The sequence below is a fragment of the Streptomyces sp. NPDC048441 genome, assembly GCF_043200235.1.
Classification (GTDB): domain Bacteria; phylum Actinomycetota; class Actinomycetes; order Streptomycetales; family Streptomycetaceae; genus Streptomyces.
In genome coordinates, this window is the sequence record NZ_JBICXM010000012.1 from 111814 (window position 1) to 133661 (window position 21848).

17 protein-coding genes are annotated in these 21848 nt (G+C 70.3%); 1 reads left to right on the forward strand and 16 read right to left on the reverse strand.

Translation table 11 applies throughout. The features are described 5' to 3' along the window. Positions 1-177: 177 nt before the first annotated feature. The 16 genes from ACGFSB_RS27415 to ACGFSB_RS27490 form a co-directional block, all read right to left on the reverse strand. The gene (locus tag ACGFSB_RS27415) at positions 178-909 is read right to left on the reverse strand and encodes a DUF3159 domain-containing protein (protein WP_393404513.1); all 732 of its coding nucleotides are present in this window, start codon (positions 907-909) and stop codon (positions 178-180) included. 3 nt (positions 910-912) lie between these two features. After that, positions 913-1311 (reverse strand): OB-fold nucleic acid binding domain-containing protein, encoded by a 399-nt coding sequence (locus ACGFSB_RS27420; protein ID WP_383285488.1) that lies wholly within the window; start codon positions 1309-1311, stop codon positions 913-915. Positions 1312-1400: 89 nt separating this feature from the next. Then, a complete protein-coding gene (locus ACGFSB_RS27425) occupies positions 1401-2117 on the reverse strand; it encodes a response regulator (protein WP_393404890.1) in 717 nt (238 codons plus the stop codon). Positions 2118-2161: 44 nt separating this feature from the next. Further along, entirely contained in the window at positions 2162-4705 is a 2544-nt protein-coding gene (locus tag ACGFSB_RS27430; protein WP_393404517.1) for an ATP-binding protein, read from the reverse strand. Between the two features lie 173 nt (positions 4706-4878). Beyond that, a complete protein-coding gene (locus tag ACGFSB_RS27435) occupies positions 4879-5559 on the reverse strand; it encodes an ABC transporter ATP-binding protein (RefSeq protein WP_393404520.1) in 681 nt (226 codons plus the stop codon). A gap of 75 nt (positions 5560-5634) precedes the next feature. Beyond that, on the reverse strand, positions 5635-6879 hold the full coding sequence (locus ACGFSB_RS27440) for an alginate lyase family protein (protein ID WP_393404523.1): 1245 nt from the start codon (positions 6877-6879) through the stop codon (positions 5635-5637). 140 nt (positions 6880-7019) lie between these two features. Next, positions 7020-7943, reverse strand: a complete 924-nt coding sequence (locus ACGFSB_RS27445) for an ABC transporter ATP-binding protein (RefSeq protein ID WP_393404526.1) — start codon at positions 7941-7943, stop codon at positions 7020-7022. Beyond that, a complete protein-coding gene (locus tag ACGFSB_RS27450; RefSeq protein ID WP_393404529.1) occupies positions 7936-10596 on the reverse strand; it encodes a hypothetical protein in 2661 nt (886 codons plus the stop codon). Before ACGFSB_RS27450 ends, ACGFSB_RS27445 begins: the two co-directional genes overlap by 8 nt. Before the next feature lie 447 nt (positions 10597-11043). Further along, complete coding sequence (locus ACGFSB_RS27455) at positions 11044-14364, reverse strand: FtsX-like permease family protein (RefSeq protein WP_393404532.1); 3321 nt, start codon at positions 14362-14364, stop codon at positions 11044-11046. A gap of 114 nt (positions 14365-14478) precedes the next feature. Further along, positions 14479-15159, reverse strand: coding sequence for a potassium-transporting ATPase subunit C (locus ACGFSB_RS27460; protein ID WP_393404535.1), 681 nt, complete (start codon positions 15157-15159; stop codon positions 14479-14481). Positions 15160-15182: 23 nt separating this feature from the next. Continuing rightward, positions 15183-17294: a potassium-transporting ATPase subunit KdpB gene (kdpB, locus tag ACGFSB_RS27465; protein WP_393404538.1), complete on the reverse strand. Its 2112-nt coding sequence runs from the start codon at positions 17292-17294 to the stop codon at positions 15183-15185. Then, a complete protein-coding gene (gene kdpA / locus ACGFSB_RS27470) occupies positions 17291-18955 on the reverse strand; it encodes a potassium-transporting ATPase subunit KdpA (protein ID WP_393404541.1) in 1665 nt (554 codons plus the stop codon). The genes kdpB and kdpA overlap by 4 nt, the downstream gene beginning before the upstream one ends. Positions 18956-18963: 8 nt before the next feature. Further along, positions 18964-19053 carry a K(+)-transporting ATPase subunit F gene (gene kdpF / locus ACGFSB_RS27475; RefSeq protein WP_033264828.1) on the reverse strand — a complete coding sequence of 30 codons (90 nt, stop codon included), beginning with the start codon at positions 19051-19053 and terminating at the stop codon, positions 18964-18966. Positions 19054-19385: 332 nt separating this feature from the next. Beyond that, entirely contained in the window at positions 19386-20162 is a 777-nt protein-coding gene (locus ACGFSB_RS27480; RefSeq protein ID WP_393404544.1) for a DUF3710 domain-containing protein, read from the reverse strand. A 1-nt stretch (position 20163) separates the two neighbouring features. Then, positions 20164-20718 (reverse strand): dUTP diphosphatase, encoded by a 555-nt coding sequence (gene dut, locus ACGFSB_RS27485; RefSeq protein ID WP_393404547.1) that lies wholly within the window; start codon positions 20716-20718, stop codon positions 20164-20166. Next, positions 20715-21299 (reverse strand): PaaI family thioesterase, encoded by a 585-nt coding sequence (locus ACGFSB_RS27490; RefSeq protein ID WP_393404550.1) that lies wholly within the window; start codon positions 21297-21299, stop codon positions 20715-20717. The genes dut and ACGFSB_RS27490 overlap by 4 nt, the downstream gene beginning before the upstream one ends. A gap of 58 nt (positions 21300-21357) precedes the next feature. On the opposite strand from ACGFSB_RS27490, the gene ACGFSB_RS27495 reads away from it, so the two are divergent. After that, a complete protein-coding gene (locus tag ACGFSB_RS27495; protein ID WP_393404553.1) occupies positions 21358-21804 on the forward strand; it encodes a DUF3093 domain-containing protein in 447 nt (148 codons plus the stop codon). Positions 21805-21848: the final 44 nt, after the last annotated feature.

A 21848-nucleotide genomic window follows, 5' to 3' on the forward strand; every position in this document is an offset into this window, starting at 1 on the left:
GGGGGGGGGGGTGGGGGGGGGCGGGGGGGGGGGGCGGCGCGGGGGGGGGGGGGGGGTTTTTGGGGGGGGGGGGGGCGGGGGGGCCCCCCCCGCCCCCCCCCCATCTCCGTTTCAGCCCGTCCGGCGATTGAGGACGAACTCGGCGAAGCCGGTGATCAACGGCAGCCGAAGCCGGGGCTAGACCTCACCCCTGGCGGCAGCCTTCCGCTCCTTCTCGGCCTTCTCCTCCGCCTCCATCTCAGCGAAGACGTCGATCGGCGCCGGCGCCTTAGCGAGGAAGACCCAGGTCAGCCAGACGGCGAGCAGGAAAGGCGGGATCTTCAGGGCGATCAGGACCCAGCCGAACTTCGTGGTGTCCGCCCACCAGTACATCGGGAAGAGGACCGCGCACTTGCCGAGCAGGATCAGGCCCCAGGCCCAACTGGCCTTCGCGTACGCCTTCTTGCGGCCCGGGTTGCGGGTGCGCCAGGAGAGGTTCTCCTTGAAGACCGGGCCGAGGATGAGGCCGATCAGGGGGACGCCCGCGAGGGTCGTGATGATGTAGGCGAGGGCGAGGCCCAGGGTGTAGAGCATCCCCGGCAGATAGAAGTCCTTGGCATTGCCGGTCATCATCGCGAAGACCACACCGAAGGCGACGCCGAAGACGCCGCTGAAGGCGTGCTTGACGGTGTCCTTCGTGACCAGGCGGACCACCACGAGCACCAGGGACACCGCGAGGGCCGCGATGGCCGACATGTGCAGGTCCTTGTTGATCGTGAAGATGGTCACGAAGAGGAGGCCGGGGACGACGGTCTCCACCATGCCCCGCACGCCGCCGAAGGCCTCGAAGAGCGCGGCTTCGGTCACGGCCCTGGAATCGGCTTCCTCATCCGTGGTTCCCTGGTCCGTCGGCTTGTCGAGGGACGTCACCGGCTACTCCCGTCCGAGGGGTCTGAGTTCGTATTTCGGGTTGAAGAGCACCCGGCGGCCGCGGCTCATCGAGACCCGGCCGGACGCGATCAGCTTGCGCCCCGGTTCTATCCCCACTATGGAGCGCCTGCCGAGCCACACCACGTCCAGCGCCGCGGAGCCGTCGAACAGCTCCGCCTCCAGGGCCGGGACCCCGGCGCGTGGCCGCAGGGTGACCGTGCGCAAGGTACCAGTAACCGTGACTATCTGGCGGTCGTGGCAGTCTCCGATGCGGGTGCATCCCGCCGTTTCGGCGTCCTCGCGCAGCTCTTCCGACTCCAGGTCCTCCTGGGAGGAGGACAGCCGGTCGAGCATGCGCCGGAAGCGGCCTGCCGGCTTCTCTGAACCAGGAACAGCACTCATACAGGAAGCGTACCGGGGGTCACCGACAGAGCCGCAGTGGGTGCGCTCATCTGTGCTTATGCCCGCTCAGCTCACCCTCGACCCTTGACTCATCGCTCGAACCTGTAACCCATCCCCGGCTCGGTGATGAAGTGCCGCGGATGCGCGGGATCCGCCTCCAGCTTGCGCCGCAGCTGTGCCATGTAGACGCGCAGGTAGTTCGTCTCCGTACCGTACGAAGGGCCCCAGACCTCCTGGAGCAGCTGCTTCTGGCTGACCAGGCGCCCGGTGTTGCGCACCAGGACTTCGAGCAGATGCCATTCGGTGGGCGTGAGGCGTACGTCGCGTCCGTCGCGGTTGACCTTCTTCGCGGCCAGGTCGACCGTGAAGTCCTCCGTGTCCACCATCACGTCGTCCTCGCCCGCTCCGGTGGGCTCGGCCCTGCGGATGGAGGCACGGAGCCGGGCAAGGAGCTCGTCCATGCCGAACGGCTTGGTGACGTAGTCGTCGGCGCCCGCGTCGAGCGCCTCGACCTTCTCGTCCGAGCTGTGCCGCGCGGAGAGCACCAGGATCGGGACCCGCGTCCAGCCGCGCAGGCCCCTGATGACGTCGACCCCGTCCATGTCGGGCAGGCCGAGGTCGAGCACGATCACGTCGGGGTGGCGGGCGGCGGCGAGCTGGAGCGCGGTGGCTCCGTCCGGGGCCGCGTCCACGTCGTACTTGCGTGCCTTCAGGTTGATCACGAGGGCGCGTACGATCTGCGGCTCGTCGTCGACCACGAGCACCCTCGTGGGGATCCTGGGGTCTCCCCCTGGAGAGTGCGGCATACGTGCCTGCCTTTCGGGCTTGTCGGTTGCGGCCGTGTCGGCGGTCATGACGTGACCTGTGTGGAGAGGTCGGCGCGGACCTGCGGCAGGCCCGTCACCGCCCGCAGCGTGAGGACCATGGTGAGACCGCCGCCCGGGGTGTCCTCCGCGGTGATCGTGCCGCCCATGGCCTCCACGAAGCCGCGGGCGACCGCGAGGCCCAGGCCGACGCCCGCGCCGCGCGGAGCGTCACCGTAGCGCTGGAACGGCTCGAAGATGCGGTCCTTTGCGGCATCCGGGACGCCAGGACCGCGGTCCACGACGCGCACTTCGACGCGCTCGCCGAGCGCGCTCGCGGACACCAGGACCGGTTCGGCGTCGGGGCTGTACTTGACCGCGTTCTCGACGATGTTGGCAACCGCGCGCTCCAGGAGGCCCTTGTCCACGGAGACCATGGGCAGCGTCTCGGGGATGTCCAGTTCCGCGCTGCCGTCGGGGACGCCGCCGAGCGCCATCGGCACGACCTCGTCGAGGTCGATCTCGCGGATCAGCGGGGTGACGGTGCCGGTCTGCAGGCGTGACATGTCCAGGAGGTTGCCCACCAGGTGGTCCAGGCGGTCGGCGCCGTCCTCGATGCCTTCGAGGAGCTCGGCCTGGTCCTCGTCGGACCAGGCCACGTCGTCCGCGCGCAGGGACGACACGGCGGCCTTGATGCCCGCGAGGGGCGTACGCAGGTCATGGCTGACGGCGGCCAGCAGCGCGGTGCGGATGCGGTTGCCCTCGGCGAGAGTGCGGGCCCGCTGCGCCTCGTCCTGGAGGCGCCTGCGGTCCAGGACGACGACGGCCTGTGCGGCGAACGCGGCGAGCACCCGGCGGTCCTCGGCGGGCAGCACGCGGCCGGAGAGCGCGAGTGCCGTGTGGTCGCCCACCGGCATGTCCACGTCGGCGTCCTCGGGGCGCTGGAGCGGCCGGGGCCCCACGCTGCCCGCGCAGGTCCAGGGGGCGACGTCGCTCTCGCGCTCCAGGAGAGCCACGGACTCCATGCCGAAGGTCTCGCGCACCCGCTCCAGGAGGGCGTCGAGGCTCGTCTCACCGCGCAGCACGCTGCCCGCGAGGAAGGAGAGTATTTCCGACTCCGCGCGCAGCCTCGCGGCCTGGTGGGTGCGCCGGGCGGCGAGGTCCACCACGGAGGCGACGGAGATGGCGACGCTCACGAAGACGATGATCGCGACGATGTTCTTGGAGTCGGAGATCGTCCACAGGTGCAGGGGCGGCGTGAAGTAGTAGTTCAGGAGGAGCGAGCCGAACGCCGCCGACGCGAGCGCCGGAAGGAGACCGCCGACGAGCGCGGCGGCCACGGTGAGCGTCAGGAAGAGCAGCATGTCGTTGGCGAGGCCGAGTTCCGCGTCGACGTGGGTCAGGAGCAGCGTCAGGAGGGCGGGGCCGCCGACGCCCACCAGCCAGCCCCAGATGCTCCGGGAGCGCCCGAGGCGTGCCCCGCGTGCCACGGGCAGGCCGCGCCCCTTGGCGACCTCGTCGTGCGTGACGATGTGGACGTCGAGGTCGGGGCCCGATTCGCGGGCCACGGTCGCGCCGACGCCGGGGCCGAAGACGTACTGCCAGGTCTTGCGGCGCGAGGAGCCGAGGACGATCTGGGTGGCGTTGACACCGCGCGCGAAGTCGAGCAGGGCGGCCGGTATGTCGTCGCCGATGACGTGGTGGAAGGTGCCGCCCAGGTCCTCGACGAGGGTGCGCTGGACCACGAGTTCCTTGGGCGATGCCGCGGTGAGGCCGTCGCTGCGGGCGATGTAGACGGCCATGATCTCGCTGCCGGAGCCCTTGGCGGCCATCCGGGACGCGCGGCGGATCAGCGTACGGCCCTCGGGTCCTCCGGTGAGGCCGACGACGATGCGCTCGCGGGCCTGCCAGGTGGAGCGGATGTCGTGCTCGCCCCGGTACTGCTGGAGGTATTCGTCGACCCGGTCGGCGACCCAGAGCAGCGCGAGCTCGCGCAGGGCGGTGAGGTTGCCTGGCCGGAAGTAGTTGGACAGGGCCGCGTCGACCTTGTCGGACTTGTAGATGTTGCCGTGGGCCATGCGGCGGCGCAGCGCCTGGGGCGACATGTCGACCAGTTCGATCTGGTCCGCGCGCCGCACCACTTCGTCCGGCACGGTCTCGCGCTGGCGCACGCCGGTGATCGACTCGACGACGTCGCCGAGGGACTCCAAGTGCTGGATGTTCACGGTCGATACGACGTCGACGCCCGCGGCGAGAAGTTCCTCGACGTCCTGCCAGCGCTTGGCATTGCGCGAGCCGGGGACATTGGTGTGCGCCAGTTCGTCCACGAGGGCGACGGCGGGCGCCCGCTCCAGGACGGCGTCCACGTCCATCTCGGTGAAGTGGCTGCCGCGGTACTCCAGGTCCTTGCGGGGCAGCTGCTCCAGGCCGTGCAGCATCACCTCGGTGCGCGGCCTGTTGTGGTGCTCCACGAAGGCGACCACGCAGTCGGTGCCGCGCTCGATGCGGCGATGCGCCTCGGAGAGCATCGCGTACGTCTTGCCGACGCCCGGTGCCGAACCGAGGTATATCCGAAGCTTGCCGCGTGCCATGGCCCCATTGTCTTCCTGAATCCGCTCTGTACGCAGCGTCGACCTTACGGCCAATAATTCCCACAAATCGGACGAGGGTGCGCGAGAGGGCGCTCCTTGACGCAACCCTGATGTGCAGGTCCGCGCCCTGCCGCGGGGATCAGCTGCGGATCAGCGGGGGATCAACGGGGGATTCAGTGCTCCACGATCTCGCCGTCGCTCAGTTCGAGGACCCGGTCGGCCAGGTCGAGCAGCGCGGCGTCGTGCGTGGCGACCAGTGCGGTGACGCCCTCGCCGCGGACGACCGCGCGAAGCAGCTCCATCACCGCGAGTCCGGTCTCCGCGTCCAGCTGCCCGGTGGGTTCGTCCGCGATGAGCAGGGAGGGCTTGTTGGCGAGCGCGCGGGCGATCGCCACGCGCTGCTGCTGCCCTCCGGAGAGCTCCCCGGGGCGCTGCTCGGCATGGTCGGCGAGGCCGACGAGGGCGAGCAGGAGTGCGACGCGCTCCTCGCGCGCGCGAGGCTCGGTCTTGCGGAGCCGCAGGGGCACGCCGACGTTCTCGGCGGCGGTGAGGATCGGGATGAGTCCGAAGGACTGGAAGATGAAGCCGACGTGGTCGCGCCGCAGCTCCAGGAGGCCGTTCTCACCGAGGCCCGCGAGCTCGCGCCCGTCGACGGTGATCTTCCCGGCGTCCGGGGTGTCGAGCCCGCCGACGAGGTTGAGCAGGGTGGTCTTGCCGGAGCCCGAGCGCCCCTTCAGGGCGACCAGCTCACCGCGCGGGACGGCGAAGGAGACACCGCGCAGGGCGTGCACGGCGGACGCGCCGCTGCCGTACGTCCGGTGCAGATCCTCTACGACGACCGCGTTCTCCGCCATGTCCACTCCCCCGTACGGTCCTGTCGAGCCGGGCGCCAGTATGGTCACCGTACGCCCGGCCGAACAAGGTCCGGATCAGCCGGGGTTGTCCGCGTGGGTCAGGGTCTCCCAGGCGACGAACAGGTTGTTGGAGCCTGCCGGGCGGTTCTTCTCGGTGAGCTTCTGGGTGTTGGCCATGGCGTGCCCGAGGCGGCCGTGGAGGGCGTTGTAGCCGACCTCCGTGACCGGGCCGAGGCCGCGGTCGACCGAGCCGCCGCAGAGCGAGCTCGGCGGGGCCTCGCCCAGCTCGTACTTGGCGTGGAAGCCGAGGCCTTGGCGCAGCCGCTCGCCGACGTCCGTCTTGTAGAGGTCGTCGCCCTGGATGCGGCTGGTCTCGGCGACGTGGGCGATCGCGGAGAGCCCGTATCCGGTGTGGGTGAAGTCGCGGCACGTCTCCTGGGAGAGCCCGGTGGTGAAGGTGCCCTGGCCCTGCCAGTACTTGACGATCTTCGCGCGGGTGTCCAGGTTCTGGCTGGGCACGGTCTTGGGCAGCTCACCGTCGGATGCGAGGTAGACGTACGCGGCGGTGCGGGTACGGAACTTCGCCATCGCCTTGTCGTACGACCCCTTGTCATCGAGGAAGACGGAGATGCCGACGGCGGCCTCCATCATCGAGAGCTCCCAGTTGCCGTTGGAGTTGGAGCCGTTGATGATCTCGGGCAGATAGACGTTCCGCAGCATCGTCGCGAAGCGTCCCGAGTTGCCCCAGCTGCCGGTGTACGTGTGCTTGATGATCTCGGCGGCCCTGGGCCAGGACGATCCCGCCCAGCCGGTCTGGAGCGGGGCGTTGCTGTTCGTGTGGTCCTTGATGGTGCCGGACCAGGCGTCCATCAGCTCGATGGACTTCTTCGCGTAGCGGTCGTCACGGGTGACGTACCAGGCGAGTGCCGTGGTGTACGCGGCTATCGCGTCCTCGCGCTCGTCGGTGCACCCGTAGTTGGGGTCCGAGTATGAGCCGCACTCGACGACCGCGCGGGGCTTCGGCGTGCGCGAGAGGGAGGCGTACCTGCTCCCCATCATCTGGTCGTACGCGCCCTTCCAGGGCTGGGCGCCGGCGTTGACCTTCTCCCTGGTGAAGTCCAGCTGGCCGCGGGAGACGGCGACTCCGGGGTGGGCGAAAGTGCTGGGCGCGGCGTCAGTGCTGGGCGCGGCGTCGGCGCGCTCGGCGCCGGGCCACGCGAGGAGGGCGGCGACCAGTGCGGCCGCTACGGAGGCGATGGTCGCGAGAACTGTCGTGCGGCGTCTGCGGTGGTGGCGCACGGGTGTGGGGGTGTCGGCCATGCGAAGGGCCATCCATTCTCGTATGTGAACTTCAAGTGCCTTTCTGAACAAGCGTGTTGGCCCGAGACCATAGGTACGGACCATGCTTCCGTCAAGGCGTGAAGTTGAAGGTGCTGTGCACGAGAATGCGGAGATGCTGCTCAGCGGCCGGGTGGTGAGGGGTCCGGCCGCTCCTCGCCCCAGACCCCTACGTGATCCGCCTCCTCCGTGAGCCGCACCCGCCCCCGCAGCCCAAAGCGCTCCACGTAGTCGCGCGGCAGCTGCAACCTCCCCGCCCGGTCCAGAACCGTGAACTCCTCCCCTGCTCCGCCCTGTTCGCGGAGCGTCTCCGTGGACGTACGGCCGTCCCTGATGCGTACGGTGCGGCGGACCTGCCCGGAGACGAGCGGATCGTGTGTGACGACCAGGACGGTCGCGCCGAGCTCCTCATTGGCGCGGCGAAGGGCGGCGAACACCTCCTCGCCACTGGCCGTGTCCAGCTCACCGGTGGGCTCGTCGGCGAACAGCACGCGCGGCGCGTTGGCGGAGGCCACCGCGACGGCGACACGCTGCTGCTCACCGCCGGACAGCTCGGCGGGCCGCCGGTCGCGGCAGTACGCGACGCCGAGTACACCGAGGAGTTCGGCCGCCCGTGCCGCCCGCTCGCGACGGGCCACGCGCGCGTACTTCATCGGCAGCGTGACGTTCTCCAGGGCGGTGAGGTACGGCAGCAGATTGCGCCCTGTCTGCTGCCATACGAAGCCGACGGTGTTCCGGCGGTAGCCGAGGCGTTCGCGGCGCCCCATGGAGAGCAGATCGTGTCCGGCGACCCGCGCCCGCCCCGCGGTCGGCAGATCGAGCCCCGACAGAATCGAAAGGAGCGTGGACTTGCCGGACCCGGAGGCACCCACGAGGGCCACGCACTCCCCGTCCCCGACCACCAGGTCGAGCCCCTGGAGTGCCTGCACCTCCACCTTGTCGGAGCGATAGACGCGTACGAGGTTGTCGCAGACGACAAGGCCTCCGTCCGCCACGGGACGGCGCGCGGCGCTCGCGCGGGCCTCCAGATCGGCGAGTTCAGTCATCGTTCCTCCCCAGTCTCAGCACGGCTCCAAGCCCCCGCCGGCGCCCGAGCCATGTCTCCACGCCCACGGCCACGGCCACCAGAGCGAAGGTCCCGGCGGCCAGGGCCGCGATGAACAGCACGTCGGTCCGCAGGACGGGCGCGGCGGGCCCGCCGGTGAACTCCCGCAGGTCGAGGGCGGGTCCGAGCAGCGAGGGCAGGGTGAGGCCGAGCGTGACGCCGCCTGCCACGGCCGCGAGCACCAGGGGCAGCAGCTGGAGCACATGCAGCCCAGCGGTGGCGCGCCCGCCGAGCCCCAGCGTGCGCAGCCGGGCCGCGGTGCTGCCGCGTGCGGGGGCGGACAGCAGGAGTTCGAGTACGAGGGCGAGCAGCGCGAGGAGCACGGCCAGGGCGGTGCATACGGTGTGCGCGGCGGTCAGAGCCGCGATCAGGCCGTCCTCGTCGGCCTCGGCCTGCTCCTCGGCGCGGATGCGCAGCTCTCCGGTGGCGGTGCCCGGCGCGGTGCGCGGGACGATGGAGCGCAGCTCGTCACGGTCCAGGCGCGGCCCGTACAACAGCAGGGCGGACTCCTCGAACTCGCCCACGCCAAAGGCCTTGAGGTCCCGGTTGTCGGCGAGCAGGAGGTGGTCCCTGGCCTCGGTGGCGGCGCGCAGGGGACCGAGCGCGGGATCGCGCCTCACCGCCTCGGGGAGGGCGCCCACGACGCGCAGGCGCCGCTCCTTGCCATGCACGGTGATGGTCAGCAGGTCTCCAGCGTTCGCGGCGTCGGCGAGCACGCGGATGCCACGACCGCGACCCCCTTCATGGATCCCCGCGTCCCGTAGTGCGCGGGCGGCCTCCGAACTCCCCTCCGCGGACCGCAGCTTCGCGGCGTCGACGCCCACCAGGCTGGCGATCCCGTACCGCCCGCCGTCCGTCCCGCTCACCGGATCGACCGGCAGCTGCCGCACCGTCACCGTCTCCCGCACCCCACGCGCGCGTGCCAGGCGCCGCGCGGTGTCGGGGTCACGCTCCGCTCCCAGGAAGGAGGCATCGGCGCCCACCCGCCAGGCGGCCACATCCCGCCGCCCCTCCGTCAGCGTCCCGGCGACCAGACCGCCGAACACGGCGCCGGCCAGGGTCACCACCAGGACAAGCAGCGCGAGCGCCCGCGCGGGAGCCTCCTTGGCCGCACGGGACAGCGCGATGAGGACCACGGCTCCGCGCCGCCGAGCGGCCCAGCGTGCGCCGAGGCGTACCGGCAAGGGGTAGAGACGCACAAGGACCACGACCGTGGCGAGCCCGAGCAGCGCGGGCACAGCGGCAAGCAACGGATCGCCTACCGCGCCACCCGCGGCACCACGGGCCCGCAGCGCGAAGACACCCCCCGCGGCGAGCACCACCACACCGACCTCGGCGACGGCACGGCGACCGCCACCGCCCCCCTTGTCCCGCAGGAGGGCACGGTCCCGCACGGCCCACCAGGTCAGCGAGGGCAGCAACAGCCAGACGCACACGGCGACGAGCAGCCCTCGCCCGTACGCGGACGACGCCCCCGGCAGCACCGATGCCACGACGCAGCCGCCCGCGAACCCCAGCACCACAACAGGCGCGGTCAGCACGGCACGCCCCAGGGCTATCTGCATGGCGGACGCGCCACGCGCGCGTTGCAGTCGATGGACGCCGAGCCGACGGCGTACGGAGAGCAGCGACCCGACCACCACGGCGGCGAGCCCGACCGCCGTCACCGAGGCGAGTGCGAGGGAGGTCACCACACTCCCCTGCCGCCACTGCCGCTGGAACTCGCCCAAGGCGTCGGGCAGTTCGGTGTCGCTCTCCATCTCCGTGGCCGGATGCGAGCCAAGAGAGCAGGCCATACCGCCGTACATCCCCGCATCACAGGTGACGCGCCGCACTGACTCCGGATAGCGGAACATAAGGCGCTCGAAGTCGCGCTGCCCCTGACCACCGACGAAACGTGCGGCATCCCCACCGAGGTCGAGACGCATACCCCAGAGCACGGTGAGCTCGGCCTGAGCCTGGGCCTGCAGCACTTCGACACCACGCGGCGCGAGCAGGGCACCCGCGTACCGCACCGCGCTGCCGCGCGGATCCAGCCCCGTACGCGCGAGCACGGGTTGCTCACGCCAGAGCCGCCGCCCGTCCTCGGCTTCGTAGAACCCGACCACCCGTGCCGACGCGTCCACATTCTCCAACGCACCGGGGCCGAGCCGGAGTTCCTGACCGAGCCGCAGCTTCAGCGCGTCACGGGTGCGAGTGGAGACAGCAATCTCCACGACACGCCCGCGCCCGACAGGCGGCCGCCCTTCGGCATAGGCGGTACGGCCCGGCGCATCGGAGGCGTACACCAACGACAACTGGATGCCGCCACCCATCCGCACCGTGGGCAGTGCGATCCGTGTGGAGTCACGCAGGAGATCACCACGCAGAGCGGCAGGCGTGGCATTCTCGATGACGCTCGAGAACCGCCGCAGATCGGCACCCAGCGAACTCTCCCCCACCCTCTCCGCCTCCGGTTCGAACCGCATCCGGTGCGTGATGCCGGGCGCGTCCCGCTGCACCTGCTCGAGCCGCGAGGCAAGCGCGCTGCCCGAAGCCCGGTCAAGCAAGCCAGGTCCGCCCACGGCCACGGCGCAGAGCACAAGAACGAGCACGCCGAGGCACCCCACCACCCCCAACTCCTCACGCCCTCCGCGCCTCATACGCCCCCCGCCCATTTGCCCCACGGCCTCGCCTGCACCGAACAAGCCTTTCCCACCCACCCGCCCGTTGCCCGGCAATGTTGGTCCCTCCGAAACACCTGCTGTCGGCAGCGCTCGCCAGGGGACGTGCCGGTATGTCTGCCCGGAGCACGGTTCGCGGCACTCCGGGGCCGAAGCACCCACGCGGCAACCGGACGATAGCGAGGACGGACATACCGGCACGGCCGCGTAACCCCAACCAGACCGATGCCGCTACACCAGCCCCCACCCCACCGACACAGGCGCCGCAGGCATCCCCCACCACACACCCGCACGGCCCCCGCCACGCCACAGGCGCCACAGCCACCCCCGCACCGCACCGCACCGCACCCGCACCCGCACCCGCACCCGCAAGGCCCCTCACCCGTCCTCCCCCGCCCGCAACACCCGCCCCAGATCCACCCGCCCCAAAACCCGCGCCACCCCACTCACCACCGCGCAGATCACCAGCGTCACCCCACCCGCCACCAGACAGACCCGCACCCACGGCACCTCCGTGACCAGCCCAGGGAAGACCGGCTCGCCCTCCGCGTCCACCGTCACCACCGGCATGATCAAAGCAGCGAGCCCCGCCCCGAGCCCCGTACCCAGAAGCGCCGCCACCCCCGCAAGCGCCAACTGTTCCGTCCACAGGTACGCGGCAAGCTGCCCCCTCCGCACCCCCAACGCCCGCAGCAGCGCGAACTCCCGCCCCCTGGCCCGCGCCGAAAGCACCGTATGCAGGGCGAAGGCGATGACAGCGAACGCAGGCGCGAGCACGAGGCACAGCACAAGCCCCCCGCGCGCGCCACGCCGCAGCGGATCCTCAGCGAGCTCCACGCGCGCGTGCGGCACATCCACGGCGGTCCCGAGCCGAGGACGGTCCCGCACCGCCTCCCACGCGGCAGTGGCGTCGCCCCGCGAGCCCCCCGCCCACCACACGCTCTCCGCCCCCGGCAACGCCCCGCTCAGCACCAACTGGGCCGCCACCGCCCGCGAGTCGGCAAGCAGCCGTGGCCGGTCACGTGCGACACCCGGCACAGCAGCGATCCACCCGACGACCCTCAGCCGCACACTGCCCCCCGTGTTCCGCCGCACCGTCACGACATCACCGACCCGCACCGCCCCGGAGTCAAGGAGCGCACGATCGGCGAGAGCGGGCGCGGCGGGGCGCCCCTTGGCGCTGTCCGTGCCGAGACGGACACCCCACGTCGGGTACTTGAGCCGCGTATCGGGCCCCCGAAGCACCGCGTCGAGCAATACCCCCGCCCCGGGCCGGTCCCGCCGATCCCCGCACAGCACAGGCCCCGGCGCCCCGCCCACCACGCCACGCGGCCGCTCGGCCCCGGGGCACCCCGCCCCGTACCGGTCCGGCGCGTCCGCACGCAGGTCACGCCAGTCGGCCTCCCGGGTGAGTCCCGGTACCCGGTCGACGCGAAGCCGGTAGGTGCGCCGAACCCGCTCGCCCACCATGCTCAGGTCGATCTGGAGGATTCGCACGCCACCACTCCGTACCGGCACCTTCAGGGAAAGGTTCCTGGCGCCACCTTCCTTAAGAAGAAGGCCACTTGAGTGGACGAGGCCGTCATCGTCCTCAAAGAAGACAGTGAGCCGCACAGGCACAGCACGACCGGCTCCAGAGGCGGACAGCCGCACCCGAAGCGGCAGTTCACCCACCGACTCACCCACCGACTCACCCACCGGACGAGCAGGCCTGACAGCAAGCCCATGAGCCGGAATCCCCTCCCCCAGCGGCGCGACAAGCTCCCGCACGGGCCGGTCCGCGAGATCGGGCCGCAGTGAAGGCACCGGCCCACGTCCAGTGTTGATGCCGGTCACCGCCACCGCGTCCTGCCCGATATAGCCCTCCGTGGTCACCACAGGAGTGACCGCTCCGACCCCCGGCAGCGCGCCGTACGTCACGCGCCGCGCCCCGGACGGCACACTCTCGCCCGGCTCGATCCGCAGGTCGGCACCCACCTGGAAGGCGGCCTGATCCCGGTCGCCCCGGTCGAGGATCGCGAGGGCGGTACTGCTCAGCGCCGCGACGGCAAGCGCAAGCGTCACCACCAGAGCGGGCCCCGCGTGCCGCGCCGCACGCCGCCCGATCTGCCACCCGCCGAGCGGCAGCACAAGCCCCCTGCCCCGCCGGGCCAGCGGATCGATGGCCCGCGTGAGCAGCGGCAGCAGGCGCAGCGCGAGCAGCGCGGCAGCGGTGGTCATCACCACGGGCGCGAGCACGAGTACGGGGTCCACCCCGTCACCCGTCACCGGCGACCGGTACTCCCGCAGTTGCAGCCACCCGAGGACGGCCACCGCCCCCAGCGCCACATCGGCCCCGACCCGCTGAGCCCCCGCGAACCTCCCCACCCGCAGCCGAAGGCGACCGATCGCCCGCCGGTCCCGCACGACCCGCACCGTGGGCAGCAGCACCGCGCAGCCATGCACTACGACGGCGAACGAGGCGGCCACCCACCCGGCTCCGATCGCGGCCACCTCCGGCACCTCCCCCTCCAACAGCCCCGCCTCTTCGAGCAGCCGCAGCAGCGGCCCCGCGAGGAAGGGCGCTGCCACCCCCACCGGAAGGGCGACGACCGCCCACTGCACCCCGGTCGACACCACGAGCCGCTGTGTGCCCGCGCCCCGTGCGGCCAGCAAGGCCAGCTCCGGGCGCCGGTGTTCGGCAAGCTGACGCCCGGTGAGCACAAGGGCAGCGACCGCGAGGGCGGCGAGCAGCGTGGCGGGGACATAGAGCCCGGCACGGGCCACGGCGATGGGGGTGGTGAGCCGGTCGAGGGCCCTGCGCAGCCCCGCGGAGGCGGTCAGATCGACCGCGGGCTCCCTCCCCCTCAGCACCGACAGCGAGGCATCGCTGCCGCCGAACCTCCGGGCCCGCTCCGTCAGCGGACCGATGTCACCGAGGCGCAGCCCCCGCGCCTCGGGCACGCCGAGCCACAACGCACCCGCGTCCTTCGTGAGCCCCGGCCGCGCGGTGAACGCACCGCGCGGCACCAGCGCGATGGAGTCGGCCGTCCCGAACGTACTGCTCAGACCGGCCCATACCGCGGGCCCGTGCCCCTCGGTCGCGTAGAGCCCGACGACCCGCATCCGCACGAGCCGTCCACCGGCGCCACGTACGCTCAGCTCATCCCCGTTCCGCACCGCGAGCTCGGCGGCGAACGCCTTGGTCAGCACGGTCTCCACAGGCCCGCCATCGGAGCGACCGGAACCACCCGCCCCACCGGAACCACCCAACCCACCGGACCCACCCCGAGGCCACCGTCCCGCCACCAGGTCGGCATGGCGCCGGGCTCCTTCCAGAGCGACCACGGACACGGTGGCATCCTCACGGCGGCGGCCACCGGCCTCGGTCACCGCGAGCTCATCGTTATGAGCCGCCGGCGCCCGCAGGGCGAGACGCGTCCGGTGGGGTACATCGCCATAGACGCGGTCCATCGCGGCTCGCACGTCCGCGTCCAACTGCCTTACGCCATCGGCACGGTAGCGCCCGGCCACCTCGACGACAGCGTCGCGATCCGCGGCGAGCCGCTGCCGTACCCCGCCCTCGACGGCCTTCTCGGTCAGCCCGGCAAGCGCCGCGAGCACGGTGGCCGCCAGCAGGACAGCGAGCCCGGCGGCCCCGAGCACCACCCCGTGATATCGCCCGCGCCGCACCACGGCGGGCACGCGCCGTCCGCTCACCGCACCGGTCTCCCCCCGCGTGACGGGCACAGTATGGGCGTACGCGAATGTGGCCCGCAACGCTCCAGCCGGACAGGCCGAATCACCGCGAGCCACAAGGAAGTTGAGACAACGTCAGCCCTTGTCGACGACAAGCCCCTTCAACGCGATGTTGAGCTGAAGGACATTGACGCGGGGCTCGCCCATGAAGCCGAGGATCCGCCCGTCGGTGTGCGCGTCGACCAGCTTGTCGACCTTGTTCACGTCGAGACCGTTCTTCTCCGCGACGCGGTGAACCTGGATGCCCGCGTACTCCGGGGAGATGTGCGGGTCCAGACCCGATCCGGAGGAGGTGACGGCCTCGGCAGGCACCTCCGAGGGCTTGACCTTGTAGTCGGCCGTGGAGTTGTCCTTGACCACGGCGGCCTTGGCGGCCTTGACGTTCGCGATCAGGTCCTTGCTGTCACCTGCCAGGTTCGTCGCCCCCGACAGGATCAGGCTGTACTGCGTGTTCACCCCCGAATCCTGGTTGGAGCCGAGGCCGTTGGACGGCCTGGGCTGGAACCACTTCAGGTCGGGTGCGGCCGTGTCCTGGCCCTTCTTGAGCGGCAGGTTGTACGTCTGCCCGATGAGCTCGGAGCCGACGACCTTGCCCTGGCTCTCGATCTCGGAGCCGTTGGCCTTGTTGTTGAACAGGGCCTGGGCGATCCCGGTGACGGCGAGCGGATAGATGACACCGCAGATGACGGTGAGGACGAGCAGGGCTCGGAGCCCGGCTCCCAGCAACCGCGCCGTGCTTCCAACTGAGTTGTTCATGGTGTCAGCACGCTTTCAGGAAATTACAGCCCGGGGATGAGGGAGATGAGCAGGTCGATGATCTTGATGCCGATGAACGGGGCGATCAGCCCGCCGAGCCCATAGACCCCGAGGTTCCGCCGCAGCATCCTGTCCGCGCTCATCGGCCGGTACCGCACACCCTTCAGGGCCAGCGGCACCAGGGCGATGATGATCAGTGCGTTGAAGATGACGGCCGACAGGATGGCCGACTCCGGAGACGACAGGTTCATGATGTTGAGCTTGTCGAGACCGGGATAGACCACGGCGAACATGGCGGGAATGATCGCGAAGTACTTCGCGACGTCGTTGGCGATCGAGAAGGTCGTCAACGCACCCCGGGTGATGAGGAGTTGCTTGCCGATCTCGACGATCTCGATGAGCTTGGTGGGATTGGAGTCCAGGTCCACCATGTTCCCGGCCTCCTTGGCGGCCGAGGTGCCGGTGTTCATCGCCACGCCCACGTCCGCCTGAGCAAGCGCGGGCGCGTCGTTCGTACCGTCACCGGTCATCGCGACGAGCTTGCCACCGGCCTGCTCCCGCTTGATCAGCGCCATCTTGTCCTCGGGCGTGGCCTCGGCGAGGAAGTCGTCCACGCCCGCCTCGTCCGCGATCGCCTTGGCGGTCAGCGGGTTGTCACCCGTGATCATGACCGTCTTGATGCCCATCCGGCGCAGCTCGTCGAACCGCTCCCGCATACCGTCCTTGACGACATCCTTCAGGTGGATGACACCCAGGACGCGCGCCCCCTTGCCGTCCTCGGCGGCGACAAGGAGTGGCGTACCACCGGCCTGCGAGATGGTGTCGGTCAGCGTCTGGGCGTCGTCCGCGACGGTGCCGCCGTTCTCGGTGACCCAGGCGACGACCGAACCGCTCGCGCCCTTGCGGACCTTGCGCCCGGCCCCGTTCTCGACGAGGTCGACACCCGACATCCGGGTCTGGGCGGTGAAGGCGACCCACTCGGCCCCTTCCAACTCGCCCTGGTGACGCTCGCGAAGCCCGTACTCCTCCTTCGCCAGTACGACGATGGAGCGCCCCTCTGGCGTCTCGTCGGCCAGCGACGACAGCTGGGCGGCATCGGCGAGCTCGGCCTCGGTCGTGCCGCGCACCGGCAGGAACTCGGCGGCCTGGCGATTGCCGAGCGTGATGGTGCCGGTCTTGTCCAGGAGCAGCGTGGAGACGTCACCCGCGGCCTCGACCGCCCGCCCGGACATGGCAAGGACATTCCGCTGGACAAGCCGGTCCATGCCCGCGATACCGATCGCCGAAAGGAGCGCGCCGATGGTCGTCGGAATCAGGCACACCAGGAGCGCGGCCAGCACGATCATGGACTGCTCCGCGCCGGCGTACACGGCGAACGGCTGGAGCGTCACGACGGCGAGCAGGAAGACGATGGTGAGGGACGCCAGCAGGATGTTGAGCGCGATCTCGTTGGGCGTCTTCTGCCGGGCGGCGCCCTCGACCAGGTTGATCATGCGGTCGATGAACGTCTCGCCCGGCTTCGTCGTGATCTTGATGACGATGCGGTCGGAGAGGACCTTCGTACCGCCGGTGACCGCACTGCGATCTCCGCCCGACTCCCGGATGACCGGGGCCGATTCGCCGGTGATCGCCGACTCGTCGACACTCGCGACGCCCTCGACGACGTCACCGTCGCCGGGAATCACATCGCCCGCCTCACAGACCACCAGGTCGCCGATGCGGAGTTCGGTGCCGGGCACCTGCTCCTCGGCCGTGCCGTTCAGGCGGCGCGCGACCGTGTCGGTCTTGGCCTTGCGCAGGGTGTCCGCCTGCGCCTTGCCGCGCCCCTCGGCCACCGCCTCCGCCAGGTTGGCGAAGACCGTGGTCAGCCACAGCCAGGCCGTGATCGCCCAGCCGAACCAGTCCCCCGGCTCCTTGACGGCGAGCACGGTGGTGATCACCGAGCCGACGAGCACCACGAACATGACCGGCGACTTGACCATCACCCGCGGATCAAGCTTCTTCACGGCGTCCGGGAAGGACTTCAGGAGCTGCTTGGGGTCGAAGAGACCCCCGCCGACCCGGCCGCCGTCACCGTCCTTGTGCCCGCCGGGCACATCCTGGTGCGGCGCACGGGTGGGAGTAATGGTGCTCATGACGCGAGCCCTTCGGCGAGCGGTCCCAGCGCCAGGGCCGGGAAGTAGGTCAGACCAGTGATGATCATGATCGTGCCGACCAACAGGCCGGTGAACAGGGGCTTCTCCGTACGGAGCGTGCCCGCGGTCTCCGGGACCGGCTTCTGCTCGGCCAGCGAGCCCGCAAGGGCCAGCACGAACACCATCGGCAGGAAGCGACCGAGCAGCATCGCGAGGCCGATCGTGGTGTTGAACCAGTTCGTGTCCGCGCTCAGCCCCGCGAACGCCGAACCGTTGTTGTTCGCCCCCGATGTGAAGGCGTACAGGATCTCGGAGAAGCCGTGCGCCCCCGAGTTGAGCATCGAGTCCTTGGGCGTGGGCAGCGCCATCGACACCGCGGTGAAGCCAAGGACGAGGGCGGGGGTGATGAGGATGTAGCAGGCCGCGAGCTTGATCTCACGGGTGCCGATCTTCTTGCCCAGATACTCCGGCGTACGCCCCACCATGAGGCCGGCGATGAACACCGCGATGATCGCCATGATCAACATGCCGTACAGACCCGACCCGGTACCGCCCGGTGCGATCTCCCCCAACTGCATTCCAAGCAGGTTGAGTCCGCCGCCGAAACCGGTGTTGGAGGAATGGAAGGAATTGACCGCGCCCGTCGATGTCAGCGTCGTGGCCACCGAGAAGATCGCCGAACCGCCGATCCCGAACCGCGTCTCCTTGCCCTCCATCGCCCCGCCCGCGATGTCGAATGCCGGTGCCCCGTGGTGGAACTCCGTCCACATCATCAACGCGGTGAAGCCGATCCAGATCGTCGCCATCGTGGCGAGAATCGCGTAACCCTGCTTCACACTGCCGACCATGCGGCCAAAAGTGCGGGTCAAGGCAAACGGGATCACCAGGATCAGAAAGACCTCGAACAGGTTGGAGAACCCGTTGGGATTCTCAAAGGGGTGGGCGGAGTTGGCGTTGAAATAGCCGCCACCGTTGGTGCCGAGCTCCTTGATGACCTCCTGCGAGGCCACCGCCCCGCCGTTCCACTCCTGGCTGCCCCCCATGAACTGCCCGACCCCGTGAATGCCGGCGAAGTTCTGGATCGCCCCGCAGGCCACCAGGACGAGTGCTCCGATCACCGCGATCGGAATCAGAATGCGGACTGTGCCGCGCACCAGGTCGGCCCAGAAATTCCCCAACTCACCCGTACGGGACCGCGCGAAGCCCCGGACGAGCGCCACCGCGACGGCGATGCCCACCGCGGCGGAGACGAAGTTCTGCACCGCGAGGCCGCCGGTCTGCACGACGTGGCCCATGGCCTGCTCGCCGTAGTAGGACTGCCAGTTGGTGTTCGCCACGAACGAGGCCGCGGTGTTGAACGCCTGGTCCGGATCGATCGACTTGAAGCCAAGCGAGCCGGGCAGCGAACCCTGCAACCGCTGCAACAGGTACAGGAAAAGCACACCCACCGCGGAGAAGGCGAGCACCCCGCGCAGATAGGCGGGCCAGCGCATCTCGGCATTCGGGTTGGCGCCGATGCCCTTGTAGATCCACTTCTCGATCCGCAGATGCTTCTCGGAGGAGTAGACCTTGGCCATGTAGTCGCCGAGAGGGCGGTATGCGAGGCCCAGCGCCAATATCAGCGCGAGCAGCTGGAGCACACCAGCAAGAACAGGACTCATATCCGTACTCAGAACCTCTCCGGGAACACGAGAGCGAGGACGAGATAACCAAGGAGTGCGACGGCCACGACGAGACCGACGATGTTCTCGGCAGTCACAGCTTCGCCACCCCCTTGGCAATGAACGCCACCAGCGCGAATACCGCGATCGTGATGACGACGAAGGCCACGTCGGCCATCGTGTGCTCCTAGATGAGATCCGGATTGTCTGACGTCTTTGAGCAAACCCCCTCCGTGGCTGGATTCGACCGTCGTTGACGTCTCCCTTACGGCTCCTGGCACTCCATTGACGACTCTCTTACGGATGTTTCCGCTCTACCGCCCCCACCTGCAGAAACGCCGATGGGCCGCACTCCCATCAGGGAGTGCGGCCCATCGGCCTGCAACTCGTGAGGCATCAGCGCCCTGTAAGGGGCGCGGGGAACTGCGGCTCAGCGCACCTCGGTGATCTCAGGTCCGCGCTGGAGCTGGCCCATGCCGCCGGAGAAGCGCGAGCCCTCCTGCTCCTCCTGCTGGACACCGCCCTCGGCGACCATCTGGGCGTCGTCCGGCAGCTTCAGGACGATCGGATCACGGGGAGCCATCGGGCCCTCACCGCGCACGATGACGGTGTCCCGGAAGATCTGCTCCAGGAGACCAGCGGCCTGCGGCTGCACCGCGCCCTGGCCGGAGATCACCCCGCGCAGGAACCACCGCGGGCCGTCGACGCCGATGAAGCGCACGACCTGCACCCCGCCCGTGCCGTCCGGCAGCTGGACCGGGACCTGCGCGCGCAGCTCCCAGCCGAGGGGGCCCTCGACCTCGTCGATGACACCGCCCTGCTGGGTGATGCCCGAAGCGATCTCCTCGCGGACCTCGCCCCAGATGCCCGTCTTCTTGGGGGCGGCGAAGCCCTGGAGCTGGATGGCGCTGTCCTGGAGCACGACGGTGGCGGCGACGATCGCGTCACCCGCGACCTCCACCCGCAGCTCCATGCCCTCGACACCCGGCACGAAGAGGCCGCCCAGGTCTACGCGGCCCTCGCCGGGCTCGCGGACTTCCGAGACGTCCCACGGACCGTCGGGGCGGGGCTCGGGCTCAAGCCGCGCGCGCGACGGAGCCGCGGCGGCCGTGTCGTCACTGTCAGCCCCGTCAGAGCCCTCGACGACCTGCTCGGCCTCGCCCGCCGCGTCCTCGGCGGCACTGTCCTTCTTGCGACGTCCGAACACGTCACTGTCCTTCCCGGTCAGATACGACCGATGCGTATCGATTCCCACCCGTTTGTTCAACCGGGCCCGCGCCCACGGCGGCATGGCCGCCGGTGGACCCGAAGCCCCCCTCGGCCCGCGCCGAGTCGGGAAGCTCCGCCACCTCGTGGAAGCGCACCTTCTCGACCTGCTGGACGACCAGTTGGGCAATCCGGTCGAAGCGCTCGAACCGCACGCGTTCGCGCGGGTCGAGATTCACCACGATCACCTTGATCTCCCCACGGTACCCGGCATCCACCGTCCCTGGGGCATTCACCAGGGCGACACCGCAGCGGGCGGCGAGACCTGATCGTGGGTGCACGAAGGCCGCGTACCCGTCGGGCAGCGCGACAGACACTCCGGTCGGCAACACCACCCGCTCACCCGGAGCGAGTTCACACGCTTCGGTGGTCCGCAGATCCGCTCCCGCGTCACCGGGCTGCGCGTACGACGGCAGCGGCACTTCGGAGTCGACGCGACGGATCAGTACGTCAAGCTCGGGACGGGACACGGGGGAAACGGGGGGCACGGGGGTCACGGGTTCACCTCGAAGGCACGTGCGCGGCGGAGCTGGTCCGGGTCGTCCATGGCGGCCCGGATCTCCTCCGGGCGGCCGTTCTCGACGAAGTGGTCGACCTTGACCTCGATGAAGAGGGCCTTGGCACGGACGGCGACGGGCCCCTCGGGGCCGCCGATCCGCCCGGTGGCCCGGGAGTAGATCTTCCGCCCGGCGACGGCGGTCACCTCGGCCTCGAGGAAGAGCACGGTGCCCAGCGGAACGGGCCGCACGAAGTCGGTCTCGAGCCGTCCGGTCACGGCGATCACCCGCAGCAGCCAGTTCAGCGAGCCCAGCGTCTCGTCGAGCGCCGTGGCGAGTACTCCGCCATGGGCGAGGCCCGGTGCGCCCTGGTGCGCTTCCCGGACCGTGAACTCGGCGGTCACGCCCACGCCTTCACCGGCGCGCGCCTCGAGATGCAGTCCGTGGGCCTGTCCGCCGCCGCAGCCGAAGCAGTGCTCGTAATGGGCTCCGATGAGCTCGCCGGGGGCGGGCGCGTCGGGGTGTCGGACGGGCGCTATGGCGTCGGCCGGGGGCGTCAGAGCTGCTGAAGTACCACTCACAGCCGCAGACCTTACCCGCGAGTCGGTCGTCACAGCTCACCGTGCCAAGCTTGAGGACATGCAGCCTTACGAAGAACGCCTGACGGCGCCCCGCTCCTGGTGGCTTGTCTCGCTCCTGGTCGGCGTCGCGATGGCGCTGATCATGCTCCCCTTCGGCACTCTGCCGCTGCTCGGCGGCCTCGTCGGCGGGACGGCGGTCGCCGCGGTCGTCACCAGTTCGTACGGCTCCCCGCGGATCCGTGTGGTGGCGGGCTCGCTCGTCGTCGGTGACGCGAAGATCCCGGTGTCCGCCCTGGGGGAACCCGTGGTGCTCGACCCGGAAGAGGCGCGCGCCTGGCGCGGCCCGAAGGCGGATCCGCGCGCGTTCATGCTGCTGCGGGCCTACATCCCCACGGCACTGCGCGTCGAGATCACAGACCCGCAGGACCCGACTCCGTACGTGTACGTGTCCACGCGGAACCCAGAGGCGCTCGCGGCGGCTCTGACTGCGGTACGGGCTTCTTAGGTACTTCGCTTCCGTACTTCGGCACTTCGGCACGGGCCTCCCGG